The sequence below is a fragment of the Sandaracinobacter sp. T42 genome (assembly GCF_059115405.1).
On sequence record NZ_CM181101.1, the window covers coordinates 2,340,869 to 2,354,045 of the forward strand.

General features: G+C 67.0%; 14 protein-coding genes. 10 read left to right on the forward strand and 4 right to left on the reverse strand.

Going from position 1 to position 13,177, the window contains the following annotated elements:
- Positions 1-6 precede the first annotated feature (6 nt).
- Positions 7-609 (reverse strand): TetR/AcrR family transcriptional regulator, encoded by a 603-nt coding sequence (locus ACW9TV_RS11425; RefSeq protein WP_494303593.1) that lies wholly within the window; start codon positions 607-609, stop codon positions 7-9.
- Positions 610-746: 137 nt separating this feature from the next.
- Here ACW9TV_RS11425 and ACW9TV_RS11430 point away from each other — a divergent pair, with 137 nt between their 5' ends.
- The 5 genes from ACW9TV_RS11430 (at position 747) to ACW9TV_RS11450 (ending at position 6,863) form a co-directional block, all read left to right on the forward strand.
- Positions 747-2,006: a parallel beta-helix domain-containing protein gene (locus ACW9TV_RS11430; protein WP_494303594.1), complete on the forward strand. Its 1,260-nt coding sequence runs from the start codon at positions 747-749 to the stop codon at positions 2,004-2,006.
- The gene (locus tag ACW9TV_RS11435; RefSeq protein ID WP_494303595.1) at positions 2,006-3,124 is read left to right on the forward strand and encodes an SO2930 family diheme c-type cytochrome; all 1,119 of its coding nucleotides are present in this window, start codon (positions 2,006-2,008) and stop codon (positions 3,122-3,124) included. Before ACW9TV_RS11430 ends, ACW9TV_RS11435 begins: the two co-directional genes overlap by 1 nt.
- Positions 3,125-3,194: 70 nt before the next feature.
- On the forward strand, positions 3,195-5,621 hold the full coding sequence (locus ACW9TV_RS11440; protein ID WP_494303596.1) for a zinc-dependent metalloprotease: 2,427 nt from the start codon (positions 3,195-3,197) through the stop codon (positions 5,619-5,621).
- A 73-nt stretch (positions 5,622-5,694) separates the two neighbouring features.
- Positions 5,695-6,270, forward strand: coding sequence for a DUF4136 domain-containing protein (locus ACW9TV_RS11445; RefSeq protein WP_494303597.1), 576 nt, complete (start codon positions 5,695-5,697; stop codon positions 6,268-6,270).
- Positions 6,271-6,272: 2 nt separating this feature from the next.
- Positions 6,273-6,863 (forward strand): DUF4136 domain-containing protein, encoded by a 591-nt coding sequence (locus ACW9TV_RS11450; protein WP_494303598.1) that lies wholly within the window; start codon positions 6,273-6,275, stop codon positions 6,861-6,863.
- Between the two features lie 21 nt (positions 6,864-6,884).
- Here ACW9TV_RS11450 and ACW9TV_RS11455 read toward each other — a convergent pair whose 3' ends face one another.
- Positions 6,885-8,513, reverse strand: coding sequence for a long-chain-fatty-acid--CoA ligase (locus tag ACW9TV_RS11455; protein WP_494303599.1), 1,629 nt, complete (start codon positions 8,511-8,513; stop codon positions 6,885-6,887).
- A 171-nt stretch (positions 8,514-8,684) separates the two neighbouring features.
- Here ACW9TV_RS11455 and ACW9TV_RS11460 point away from each other — a divergent pair, with 171 nt between their 5' ends.
- Positions 8,685-8,906 (forward strand): hypothetical protein, encoded by a 222-nt coding sequence (locus tag ACW9TV_RS11460; protein ID WP_494303600.1) that lies wholly within the window; start codon positions 8,685-8,687, stop codon positions 8,904-8,906.
- On the opposite strand, the gene ACW9TV_RS11465 is transcribed toward ACW9TV_RS11460, so the two are convergent.
- Positions 8,890-9,693: a CDP-alcohol phosphatidyltransferase family protein gene (locus tag ACW9TV_RS11465; RefSeq protein ID WP_494303601.1), complete on the reverse strand. Its 804-nt coding sequence runs from the start codon at positions 9,691-9,693 to the stop codon at positions 8,890-8,892. The genes ACW9TV_RS11460 and ACW9TV_RS11465 overlap by 17 nt on opposite strands.
- Complete coding sequence (locus ACW9TV_RS11470; RefSeq protein WP_494303602.1) at positions 9,690-10,511, reverse strand: phosphatidylserine decarboxylase; 822 nt, start codon at positions 10,509-10,511, stop codon at positions 9,690-9,692. Before ACW9TV_RS11470 ends, ACW9TV_RS11465 begins: the two co-directional genes overlap by 4 nt.
- A gap of 109 nt (positions 10,512-10,620) precedes the next feature.
- Between ACW9TV_RS11470 and ACW9TV_RS11475 the strand changes: the two genes are divergently transcribed.
- The 4 genes from ACW9TV_RS11475 to rpsI all read left to right on the forward strand — a co-directional run bounded on the left by ACW9TV_RS11475 (position 10,621) and on the right by rpsI (position 13,164).
- Entirely contained in the window at positions 10,621-11,649 is a 1,029-nt protein-coding gene (locus ACW9TV_RS11475; protein WP_494303603.1) for a COX15/CtaA family protein, read from the forward strand.
- Between the two features lie 14 nt (positions 11,650-11,663).
- Positions 11,664-11,990 carry a divalent-cation tolerance protein CutA gene (gene cutA, locus ACW9TV_RS11480; protein WP_494303604.1) on the forward strand — a complete coding sequence of 109 codons (327 nt, stop codon included), beginning with the start codon at positions 11,664-11,666 and terminating at the stop codon, positions 11,988-11,990.
- Positions 11,991-12,097: 107 nt separating this feature from the next.
- A complete protein-coding gene (gene rplM, locus ACW9TV_RS11485; protein WP_494303605.1) occupies positions 12,098-12,598 on the forward strand; it encodes a 50S ribosomal protein L13 in 501 nt (166 codons plus the stop codon).
- Complete coding sequence (rpsI, locus tag ACW9TV_RS11490; RefSeq protein WP_494303606.1) at positions 12,595-13,164, forward strand: 30S ribosomal protein S9; 570 nt, start codon at positions 12,595-12,597, stop codon at positions 13,162-13,164. The genes rplM and rpsI overlap by 4 nt, the downstream gene beginning before the upstream one ends.
- Positions 13,165-13,177 lie beyond the last annotated feature (13 nt).

Genomic DNA, 13,177 nt, shown 5'->3' on the forward strand with positions numbered 1-13,177 from the left:
CCGGCGTCAGGCCTGGCCTCGATGCAGCAGTTCCTTCACATAGGCCGCCGCCATCTTCACCAGTTCGCCTTGCAGGCGCCCCCTCGAATCCGCGTCGTCAAACTGGATGATGGCGTCCACCCCCGCCAGAATGGCCTGCATCAGCACGCGGGATGCGGCGATCCGCGTCGGTTCGTCCAGCAATGGATTGCGGGCCAGGATCGAGTCCGCAATCGCCATCTCGATCCGGAGGTTGGAAGATATCCACACATCCGAAAGCTCGGGCGAGAGGCGGGCATATCGTTGCAGCCGGCGATCGGCCGGGGTGCTCGCGGCCAGCAGCAACCCCACCGCCTGTCCAACCAGAACATCGACGCTGAGCCCGGCAAGCAACATCGCCTCCAGCGGCGCATCGACCAGTTCCATCGCCTCCTGCGCCAGCGCCCGGAAGATATCGCTCCGGTTCGCATAATAGCGATAGATCGAACCCACCGGCACGCCTGCCCGCTCGGCGATCTGCACCGTGCCGATCTCCTCGGGCTCATGCGTCTCCAGTAGCGAGTGGGCGGCGTTCAGGATCGCGCGGCGGGTCGCCAGCGCACGGGCCTGGGTCGGGGTCTTGCGGTTCATCGACACCTCGAAAAGCGCGCGCCCTACTGAGGCGCGAACGCAAAGGCAACAAAAATGAATTCATTTCAACTTTTGGCTTGCGCCCTGTCGGAACCCATGCGAGCAACATCCCAATTCTGCCCGGGGGAGGGAGCAGCATGACCAATCGTCCCGTCAAAGCGGCCCTGTTGTGCGGCGCGCTGCTTCTGGCTGCCTGCAAACCGCAAGCGGCTGATCAAAAGGCGGGCGAACGCCCCGCCCCGGCCACCGCGGAGGCGACCGAACGGTTGCTCGAACAACTGGTGACGGCAAAGCCGGGGGATGTGATCCGCATTCCCGAAGGTTTTTACAGCCTTGATCGCTCGCTCAGCCTCTCCAGCCCTGGCGTCACCATCCGCGGCGCCGGGATGGACAGGACGATCCTCTCCTTTAAGGGCCAGATCGCGGGTGCCGAAGGCCTGCTGGTGACGGGCGGAAACTTCCTGATCGAGGATCTCGCCATTGAGGATTCAAAAGGCGACGCCCTGAAGATCAACGGTGTGGAAAATGTGATCATCCGCCGTGTCCGCACCGAATGGACGAACGGGCCCGACACCGGGAACGGCGCCTATGGCATCTATCCGGTGCAGACGAGGAATGTCCTGATCGACGGCTCCGTTGCGATCGGCGCATCGGACGCGGGCATCTATGTCGGCCAGTCCCGCGACATCGTCGTGAAGAACAGCCGCGCCGAGTTCAACGTGGCCGGGATCGAGATCGAGAACAGCGTGAACGCCGACGTGTTCGACAATGTCGCCACCAACAACACCGGCGGCATCCTGGTGTTCAACATGCCCAACCTGCCCGCCGTCGGCCATACCACGCGGGTTTTCAGGAACCGGATCTTCGCCAACAACACCGGGAACTTCGGCGCCAAGGGCACGGCGGTCGCCTCTGTCCCCGCCGGATCGGGCATCGTCATCAACTCGAATGACCTGGTCGAGATCTTCGACAACGACATCGCCGACAACGCGACGGCCAACATCATCGTCTCCAGCTATTTCTCGACCGGCTACATGACGAAGGAAGGCGTTGCCGACAGTTTCGATCCCTGGCCACAGGGCATCCATGTCCATGGCAACCGCTTCAGGGGCGGCGGAGATTCGCCCGGGACGATCGAACTGAAAGCGCTGAAAACAATGAAGTTCGGCCTGAACGGCCGCCTGCCCGACATCCTGTGGGACGGGTTCGCCAATCCGAAACCTGCCAAGGGCACGCCCGCCGTGCTGTGCGTGAACAATGCGCCGGCAGAGGTGCTGAACGCCGACGGCCCGAACAAGTTCAAGAACCCTGCCATCAGCACCGCCCATGCCTGCACCCTGCCGCCGCTGCCCGCCGCGGTGGTGGACACCAGCTGGGCGTCATCCCCCGGCCAGTGATGCGCATCGCGGCGCTTGCCGCCCTGCTGCTGCTGGCCGCCTGCGGCCGGCAACCGGGCGTTGCCTTTCACGAAACGGCGGATCCGGCCTCGCTTGCGGACTGGGGCGTCCTCTCGCGGGAGGGCGACATGTTGCGGCTGGCCGAGGGCGTCATGCCCTATGAGCTCGCCACCCCGCTGTTCACGGATCATGCCACCAAGCTGCGCACAATCTGGATACCGCAGGGCAAGGCGGCCGCCTACAATGCGGAAAAGGCGCTGGATTTCCCCATCGGCACCATCCTCACCAAGACCTTCTACTACCCGCTCGATCCCGAAGGCCGCGCCATCGCCGCCGATGGCCCCGCACAGCTGAACGGCAATGCGCTCGATGTCTCCCGCGTGCGGCTCGTCGAAACCCGGCTGCTCGTCCGGCGGCAGGCAGGGTGGGTCGCCCTGCCCTATGTCTGGAACGCTGAAGGCACACAGGCGAAGCTGAAGCGCACCGGCGGTGTGCAGGCCATCACGCTCGCGCCCCATGGGGCGGAACCGGGCGGCGACTTCGCCTATGTGATCCCAAATGCCACCCAGTGCGGCTCCTGCCATGTGCCCGATGCGCAGACGAAGGCGATGTCCCCCATTGGCCCCACTGCCCGCAGCCTCGACATTGCCTCCCCTTTTCTCGCCGGCGCGCCGAACCAGCTGAAGGTGATGGCGGATGGCGGCCGCCTGTCCGGCCTTCCGGCCGCACCAACGCACCTGCGCAACGTCGACTGGACGGATGAGTCCCAGCCGCTGGAGGCGCGCGCCCGCGCCTATCTCGACACCAACTGCGGCCATTGCCACAGCGCCACCGGCCCTGCCCGCACCTCCGGCCTGCATCTGGACGCCGCCGCCACCAACCCGCGCGCGCTGGGCCTGTGCAAACCGCCGGTCGCAGCCGGGCAAGGCACGGGGGACCGGCTGTTCGACATCGTGCCGGGACAGCCGGACCAGTCCATCCTCCTCTACCGCATGCAAAGCGTGAAGCCGAACGAGATGATGCCGGAAATCGGCCGCACGACCGCCCATGCAGAGGGCATCGCGCTGGTCGGCAGCTGGATCGCCGCGATGAAGGGGCAATGCCACGCAGGCGGCTAGAACTGCCTTCAGGAAAACAGGCGGCTGAAGCCGCTTGCGGGGCACCCGCCCGCCCGATAGCGATGGGGGCATGAAAACCCGCCTCCTCGCCACCGCAGCCCTGCTGCTCCTGTCCACCCCGGCGCTCGCTGCGAAGCCCGCCGATCCGCTGGCCGGGACCGTGCAGCAGGCAGGCCTTCTTCCCGTGCATGTGGACAAGGCAGGCGGGCGGATCCTGCTGCAACTGCCCGCGCCAAGGCCCGACGGCGTCTCCGCGCGCCTCCTTTATATGGCGCAGCTGCGCACGGGCGTCGGCTCGGCGCCGCTCGGCCTCGATCGCGCCCGCCCTGGCCCGGCCAATATCCTCGCCATCCGACGCCTGGGAAAGAAGGTCGCCTTCGAACTGGAAAACCCCCGCTTCCGGGCGACGAACGCGCCAGCCCCAGAACAGGCCGCCGCGCGCGACGCCTTCGCCGCCTCGACCCTGTGGCTGGGGGACGCGATCCCCGGCCCCGGCGGCACCCTCCTCGTCGACATCGCCCCCTTCCTCGCACGGGACGCGCAGGATGTGACGGGCGATCTGAAGGGCGCGGGCGAAAAGAACTGGAAGCTCGCGCCCGAGCTGACCGCGGCCGACCCCAATGCCGTAAAGGCCTTCCCCGACAATCTGGAATTCGAAGCGCGGCAGACCTTCACCTCGGATTCCGCAGGCCCCGAAATCCGCAACATCGCCCCCGATCCGCGCCAGATCAGCCTCACGGTCCGGCACAGCTTCATCCGACTGCCTGAACCCGGCTACACCCCGCGCCGCTTCGATCCGCGCGGCGGCAGCTTCGCGACGCAGGTGGTCGATTTCGCCGCCCCGCTGGGCAGTCCCATCGTCCATGAGCTCGCGAACCGCTTCCGGCTGGAAAAGACGGATCCCGCCGCGCCACGGTCCCGCGTGAAGAAGCCGATCCTCTTCTATATCGACAACGCCGCGCCCGAACCCATCCGCACCGCGTTGCTGGAAGGCGCGCGCTGGTGGGAAAAGGCGTTCGAGGCCGCCGGCTACATCGACGCCTACAAGGTGGAAATCCTGCCAGAAGGCGTCGATCCGCTGGATATCCGCGTGAACGTCGTGAACTGGGTGAACCGGGCAACGCGCGGCTGGTCCTATGGCTATGCCGTCACCGATCCCCGCACCGGCGAAATCCTGAAGGGCACAGTCCTCCTCGGCTCCCTGCGCGTGCGGCAGGACATGCTGATCTTCGAAGGCCTTGTCGGCGCCGACAAGGTGGGAACGGGCGGACCGAACGATCCCGTCAATGCAGCCCTCGCCCGCATCCGCCAGCTCTCCGCCCATGAAGTGGGCCATGCGCTGGGCCTGCTGCACAATTTCGCCGGCAGCACCCAGGATCGCGCCACCGTGATGGACTATCCCGCCCCGCGCGTGACGCTGGTGAACGGCGCGCCCGATCTTTCGGATGCCTATGGCGTCGGCACCGGGCGCTGGGACGCCTATGCCATCGACTGGCTCTATGGCACCGATGACGATGCCGCCGCGCGTGCAAAGGCTGACGAAGCCGTCCGGCAGGGCCTGCGCTTCGTCAGCGACGAACAGGCGCGGGACGTGGGCAGCGCCCACCCCCATGGCAGCCTGTGGGATGATGGCGCCGATCCGGTTTCGGAACTCGGCCGCATGATGCAGGTGCGGCAGGCCGCCGTCGATCGCTTCGGCCCGCAGGCGCTGGCCGCGAACGAACCGGCCATGTCGCTCCGTCGCAAGTTCGTGCCGATCTGGCTGCTGCACCGCTATCAGGTGGAAGCGGCGGCGAAACTTCTGGGCGGAACCGACAGCCGCTATGCCGTGGGTCCGGCCGCAAGCCCCATCGCGGTGCCCGTGGAAGGCGCCCGGCAGCAGGCGGCGTTGAACGCCCTCGTCGATACACTCGCTGAGTCCCCGCTGCAGGTGCCGCCCCGGCTTGTGCCAATGCTGTCCGCCGGCTGGTCCGGGGAACGGGATCGCCAGCACGAAATCGAGATCTTCGCCACCAACGGCGGCACCGTGTTCGAACCGCTGGCCGCGACGGACGCCGCAGCGGCCGTGACGCTGGAGGCGCTGCTGCACCCGGCGCGGCTGAACCGGCTGGCGACGCAGCATGGGCAGGATGCGCAGGTGCCCTCCCCCATGGATGTCGCGGCGCGCCTCTTCTCGCTGGCGCTCGCCCCCCGTGGCGATCCCGCAACAGACGAGGTGCGGCTGCGCGTGGCGACACGGATCGTCGGCGCCATCCTGCGCGCCCAGCAGCAACCGGGTCTCTCCCCCGTCGTCGCGCTGCAGTTACAGGGATCGGTCGAGCGCTTCCGCGCAGACCTTGCCGCCAGCCCCGCCACATCCGCCGCCCAGCGCAACTGGAAAGCGGGCCTCGTGAAGCTGCTGGCGGACCGGGATGCCGTGGAGGCCTTCGTCGCCGCCCCCGACAGTGCGCCCCGTGTGCCGCCCGGCATGCCGATCGGCGCCGCCGACATGGACTGATATGCGACGAACCGCGCTGGAAATTTCGCCTAAGCAGTTCTAGGAAGGGCGGGAAACGAGCAGGGGAACAGCAATGAAGAAGGGTATTCTGGCCGCATCGTCCATCGCGCTGATGATCGCGCTCAGCGCCTGCGGGCGCGGCGGCATGTATGCGGATGTGGCGCGGTTCCACACCAACCAGCCGATCAACCGGGGAACGCTGTTCATCCAGCCGGCGGATCCCGCCATCGCCAACAGCCTGGAATTCCGCACCCATGCGGAATCCGTCGCGGTCGAAATGCGCCGCCAGGGCTTCCAGACCGTGCCGAACGCCGGGCAGGCGCAATATGTCGCCACGCTGGACATCACCCAGACGGACGGCACCACCGTCACCCGCCCCGGCACCACTGTCGGCGTCCCCGTCGGGCCCACAATCATCGCAACCCCGGTCGGCCGCGGCCCGCGCAACAGCACGGAGCGCACCACCACCATCGCCGTCCAGATCCAGCGTCAGGGTGACGGCCAGAAGGTCTGGGAAGGCCGCGCCTCCAAGACGGCGAACGCCGGCTCGCAGGAAGCAACCCTGACCTGGGCCGTTCCGCGCCTCGCCACCGCGCTGTTCACGGACTTCCCGGGAACACCCGGCGTCACCCAGCAGGTCCGCCTGTAACCATGCGCGCCGCATCCGCCGCACTGGTCGCCGTCACGCTCGCACTGGGGGCCTGCTCCACCACGCCCACGGCCAGCGTGCTGCGCTTCCATCAGAACCAGCCACTCGGCAGAGGGGCCGTCTATATCCGCCCCGCCAACCCGGAAATGGCCGGTAGCCTGGAATTCCAGCAGCAGGCGAATGCGGTGGGCGCGGAACTGCGCCGCCAGGGGTTCGAGCCCGTCTCCAGCCCTCAGGCGGCCCAGTTCACGGCCGTGGTCGATGTGCAGACATCGGAACGCGTGGGTCCACCGCGTCAGTCCGGCGTCTCCATCGGTATCGGCGGCGGCTTCTCCTCGGGCAATGTCGGCGTCGGCACCAGTGTGAACGTCCCCGTCGGCGGGCAACCGTCCCCATCGGTCGCCACCACGACGACCCTGTCCGTCTCGCTTGTGCAGAACCCGGGCAATCAGGCCGTCTGGGAAGGCCGCGCCAGCCTGGACACTCAGGCAGGCGGCCAGCGCGGAACCCCCCTTACCCCGGTGCTTGCCACCGCCCTGTTCCAGGATTTCCCCGGCCCCGCCGGAAAGACGGTGCAGGTCCCGATCCGCTGACCGGCGTGCCGGCCGGCGGCGTCAGGCCGCCAGCCGGTAGCCCGCAAACTGTTCGCGCAGGGTGGTCTTCTGGATCTTGCCTGTGGCCGTATGCGGGATCGAATCCACAAACTCCACGGCGTCGGGCATCCACCATTTGGCGATCTTGCCTTCCAGATAGGCCAGCACATCCGCGCCCGTCACGGCCGCGCCCTCCTTGCGCACGATGATCAGAAGGGGCCGTTCGTCCCACTTGGGGTGGGCCACGCCGATCACGGCGGCTTCCGCGACGCCCGGGCAGCCCACCGCCAGATTCTCGATCTCGATGGAGGAGATCCATTCCCCGCCGGACTTGATCACATCCTTCGACCGGTCCGTGATCTGCATATAGCCATTGTGGTCGATGGTCGCGACGTCGCCGGTATCGAACCAGCCGTCCCGGTCCAGGATGTTGCCGCCGTCGCCCTTGAAATAGCTGCCCACGATCCACGGCCCGCGCACCATCAGCCGGCCAAAGGCAATGCCGTCGCGCGGCAGTTCCCGCCCTTCATCGTCCACCAGTTTCAGTTCCACGCCGAAGATGGCGCGGCCCTGCTTGCACTTCAGGTCGATCTGCCTTGCGCGCGGCAGCGTTCGCGCCTCGGCGGAAAGCGTGCCCAGCGTGCCCAGGGGCGTCATCTCCGTCATGCCCCAGGCGTGGCACACCTCGACTCCGTATTTTTCCTCGAACGCCTCGATCATGGCACGCGGCGCAGCCGATCCGCCGATCACCACGCGCTTCAGCGGATCCAGGTTCGTGCCGGTCGCCTCCAGATGCTGCAGCATGCCCAGCCACACGGTCGGCACCGCCAGCGTCAGCGTCACGCCTTCCTTGCGGATCATGTTGGCAATGGTGGGCGCGTCGAAATTGGGCCCGCACATCACAAGCTTCGCGCCGGTTGCCGCCGCCGCATAGGGCACCCCCCAGGCGTTGGCGTGATACATGGGCACCACCGGCAGGATCACCGTTTCCGAACGAATGTCCAGAACATCGCCCATGCAGGCGCCATAGGCGTGCAACACATTGGCCCGGTGGGAATATTGCACCCCCTTCGGGTTCCCCGTGGTGCCGGATGTATAGCACAGGCCAGACGGCGCGGTTTCCGCAACGACGGTCCAGGGCGCATCCGCATCCTGCCCCGCGATCAACTCCTCGTAGCAGATCAGGTCCAGCGCGCAGTCATCCGGCATGTGGGCGCGATCCGTCAGCAGAACGAAATGCTCGATCGTGCTCAGCCGCGGCGCCAGCTTTTCCACCAGCTTCACGAAGGTCAGATCGAAGAACAGCACCCGGTCTTCGGCATGGTTGGCGATATAGGCGATCTGGTCCTCGAACAGACGTGGGTTGATGGTGTGCGCCACGCCGCCCATGCCTGAAATCCCGTACCAGCTTTCCACATGCCGATATGTGTTCCAGGCTAGGGTCGCCACCCGGTCGCCGGGCCTGATGCCCAGCCCGCGCAGCGCCTGCGCCACCTGCCGGGCACGCCCCTGCACCTGGCGCCAGCTCGTGCGAACCTCATGCCCCTCGCATGTCAGGCTCACGATCTCCCGCTCGCCATGATTCAGCGCCGCATGATCGATCAGCTTCCACACCAGAAGCGGCCAGTCCTGCATCGTGCCCGTCGTCATATCCCGTCGTCCTCCCATGCCCCCTTCCCTAGCGCAAAGGCGCGGCGCACGGAAAGGCCCCCCTGTTTCACGGCCGCAACACAGCGCCACCGACCTGGCCTGACCAGGCTTGACTCGTTCGGAACAAAAGAAGAACATTCAAATCGAACCCGATTCGAAAGGATGATGCGGATGCTCGCTTCCACCACGGCCCTTCTTGGCCCGATTGCGCTCATGGCAATCGTCGGGCTGAACCTTGTCCTGCTGTGGCGGCGGTCGCCTGCGCTGGCGCTGGCGCTTCGCGGCCCTCAGCCCAGGCTTGTCCGCCTGTCCACCGGCGGCACGGGGGAATCGAATGTCATCGCCTTCCCCGCGCGCCGCGCGGTTGCCACAAACCTCAGGATGGCGGCCTAGGTTCCCCGTCGTCCTGCGCCATCCGTTCCGCCTTGCGCAACTGGTTGTAGCGGATGGTGGCGAACGGAAAGGACAGGCCATAGGCCAGCGAAAGAACGAACAGCGTCATCCAGGGCGCCTGCGCCAGCGCCGCCGCGAACAGCCCCACGGCGGCAAGCACGAACAGCCTGGCGCTCCGCGGGATGCGGACGGCCTTGAACCCCCAGCCCGGCAGGGCGGATACCATCAGGAACGCAGTCACGCCCGTCACCACGGCCACCAGAACGGCCCGGCTGTGCGGGTCCGGATCCAGCGCGCCATCATGGGCAAGGCTCCAGAACAGGGGGGCCAGCGCAAGGCCTGCGCCTGCCGGCGCGGGAACGCCGGTTGTGAAACCCAGCCGTTTCTTGGGCAGATCCTCATGATCCAGCGCGGTGTTGAACCGCGCCAGCCGCAGCGCACAGCACACGGCCAGCGCCAGCGCGACCACCCAGCCCGGGCGGCCCAGATCTTCCAGTGCCCACAGGTACAGAATCAGCGCCGGCGCAACCCCGAACGCCGTCACGTCCGACAGGGAATCCAGCTCCGCGCCGAACCGGCTGGTGCCGCGCAGCAGCCGCGCCACCCGGCCATCGATTCCATCCAGCACGGCCGCGATCACGATGGCGGCAGCCGCCTTGTCGAACTCGCCGCCGATGGCAAAGCGCACGCCGGTCGCCCCGGAACAGAGCGCCAGCATGGTGATGGCGTTGGGAATCAGCGCCCGCAGGGGAAGCGGCGGCGGGCCGGGCCGGACAGGCTCGCTCATTGGCGCGGCCCCGGCCGGGCCGGGCCAACGCCTCTGGCGGCAATCACCGTTTCTCCGGCGACGGCGCGCTGCCCCTTCACCACCTGCGGCGCATAGCCTTCGGGCAGGAACACATCCACCCGGCTTCCGAAGCGGATCAGTCCCACGCGCTGCCCGACTCCCACGACAGAGCCTTCCCGCACGAAGCCCACGATGCGGCGGGCAATCAGCCCGGCGATCTGCGTGAAGCCGACGCGCGTGCCGTCGGCGCCCTCGATCAGGAAATATTGCCGCTCATTCTCCTCGCTCGCCTTGTCCAGATCCGCGTTCAGGAAAGCGCCCGGCACATAGGCCATGCGCGTCACCGTGCCCGCGATCGGCGCACGATTGATGTGCACATCGAACACCGACATGAAGATGGAGATGCGCGTGGCGGTTCCATGCGTCAGCGCGCCCTCGCCCACCAGTTGGCGCGGCAGTTCCACCGTCATGATCTGGCTGACCAGGCCATCGGCGGGGGAAAGGATCAACCCGTCGCCTGCCGGGGAGGCGCGCTTCGGATCGCGAAAGAAGGCGCAGATGAACACAGCCAGCGCCACCATCGGCCAGGCGACGATGCTCCAGCCGGACAGGAAGGACACCAGCGCCAGCGCAGCTGGCACGGCGGCATACTTCCACGCTTCGGGGTGAACGGATGGCCATTCCCAGGCCACCGGGGCAACACCGCCGGAATGGGGGGCCGGGGCGGATACCTCGGCGACGACAGGGGGGGCGGCCGGGGCAGTTACGGGCGTTGCCGCCGGCGCCGGTTGCGGATCAGGGGATTTTTCAATGTCCATTATGCGACAAGACTAGGCGGAAAGGCGACGATCCGAAAGAGGCCCCGCGCCATCCGGTCGCAACAGGGCGCCCCTTTTTCCGTCTGCACGCCCCGGCTAAGGATGCGGCATGCCCAGCAACCCCGTCTTCACGCCGCCGTCCGCCCGCCCGTCCGCGCTTGCGAACTGGCTGCTGGCCGTTGCCTTCCTCGTCTTTGCGATGGTCGTGGTGGGCGGCATCACCCGCCTCACGGAATCGGGCCTTTCCATCACCGAATGGAAACCCATCACAGGCGCCGTGCCCCCGCTCAACGAAGCACAATGGATCGCGGAGTTCGAAAAATACCAGCAGATCCCGGAATATCAGGAACTGAACCAGGGGATGAGCCTGGCGGATTTCAAGTTCATCTATTTCTGGGAATGGGTGCATCGCCTGCTGGGCCGCCTGATCGGCGTCGCTTTCGCGCTGCCGCTGGCCTGGTTCGCAGCCCGCCGCGCGATTCCCAGGGGCTATGCCCCTCGCCTGCTTGCCCTGCTGGCGCTGGGCGGGCTGCAAGGCGCGATCGGCTGGTGGATGGTGTCGTCGGGCCTCTCCGAACGCACGGATGTCTCGCATTACCGGCTGGCCGTCCACCTGCTGACCGCGCTGTTCATCCTGGCCGGCCTGATCTGGACCGCGCTGGATCTGCGCGCGCTCGCCGCCGATCCGGCCACCAGCCCCGCACGATTCACGCCGCTGGCGCTCACAACCTCGGCCATCCTGTTCGTCCAGTTGCTGCTCGGTGCATGGGTTGCCGGGCTGAACGCTGGGTGGGCTTCGGATACATGGCCGCTCATGAACGGCCGCTTCTTCCCGGAAAATGCGCAATTCACAGGGCTTTCCAGCCTCGCGGATGATCCGCATCTGGTGCATTTCCTGCACCGCTGGTGGGCCTGGGTGGCCGTCGGCGCGCTGATCCTGCTGGCCCGCGCCGCCCGCAAGGCGGGCTGCAGGCGTGCATCCGTCGCTATCCACAGCGCCTTCGGAATCCAGATCCTGCTGGGGATCGCCGTGGTCATGACGGGCATGAACATCACCCTTGCCGTGCTGCACCAGGCGGTCGGCGCACTTGTTGTCGCAGCCACGGCCTGGGGCGCGCATGTTGTGGGCAGGCCATAGCGGAGGAGGCTGCATTGACCGGCATCGTTTCCGTCTATTGCGTCTTCGGCTCGATGGAGGAAGCCCGGCGGGTCTCCAGGGCCATGGTGGAGCGGCGGCTTGCGGCCTGCGCCAACATCCTTGGCGGCTGCACGTCGATCTATCGCTGGAATGCGGACGTCGTCGAGGCGTCCGAAGTCGCGGTCATCTTCAAGTCGGCCAACAGCACAGCACAGGCGCTGGTCGATTCCATCGCCAGCGAACACAGCTATGAAGTGCCGGCCATCACAGTCTGGCCCGTCGAAGCCAGTCTTGAGGCCTATGCCGCCTGGGTCAGGTCGCAAGGCGAACCGTCCGGATAGGTCCGCAAGACATGGGGTATCAAAATACCACACCTCATTTCCTTGCCATTTGCACCCTGTTCGCGTAGGGGCCGCGCCTGATCTGAATACCAACCCAAGGACAAGCGATGCTCACCCGCACCACTGCCTCGGCAAAACCTGCCGAGGTCGAAAAGAAGTGGATCCTGATCGATGCCGACGGCCTCGTCGTCGGCCGTCTGGCCACCATTGTCGCCAACCGCCTGCGCGGCAAGCACAAGGCAAGCTTCACCCCGCACGTCGACTGCGGTGACAATGTCATCGTCATCAACGCGGACAAGGTGCGCTTCACCGGCCGCAAGGCGACGCAGAAGTTCTACTATCGCCACACCGGCTACGCCGGCGGCATCAAGGAAGTCCGCGCCGACAAGGTGCTGGAAGGCCGCTTCCCCGAGCGCGTCCTTGAAAAGGCTGTCGAGCGGATGATCCCGCGCGGGCCGCTTGGCCGCCAGCAGATGCGCAACCTGCGTGTCTTCGCCGGCACTGAACATCCGCATGCCGCGCAGAACCCCGAGGTGCTCGATGTCGCCTCGATGAACCGCAAGAACGTCCTGGGCGCCCAGGCAGAAGGCAAGGTTGCCGCGAAATGAGCGAGAACACCCCTCAGGAAGACACCCGCATGAGCCTCGCGGATCTCGCGAAGCTGCAGCAGTCCCAGCCCGCCGCGCCGGCGCCCGCCCCTGAAGCCGCCCCGGTTGCCGAAGCTGCCCCGGCAGCGCCGGTCGTGCAGGCCGAGCCCGTGGCTCTGCGCCCGCAGATCCTCGACAAGTTCGGCCGCGCCTATGCGACCGGCCGCCGCAAGGATGCCGTCGCCCGCGTGTGGCTGAAGCCGGGCTCCGGCAAGATCATCGTCAACGGCCGCGATCAGACCGTCTATTTCGCCCGCCCCACGCTGCGTCTGGTGATCAACCAGCCGTTCGACGTGGCCGAGCGCCGCGAACAGTATGATGTGGTCGCCACCGTCGTCGGCGGCGGACTCTCCGGTCAGGCCGGCGCGGTGAAGCATGGCATTGCCCAGGCGCTCACCCGCTACGAACCGGCCCTGCGCACCGCCGTGAAGCAGGCCGGCTTCCTCACCCGCGACAGCCGCGCGGTCGAGCGGAAGAAGTACGGCAAGGCCAAGGCCCGCCGCAGCTTCCAGTTCTCGAAGCGCTGATCCGAAGCGGCCG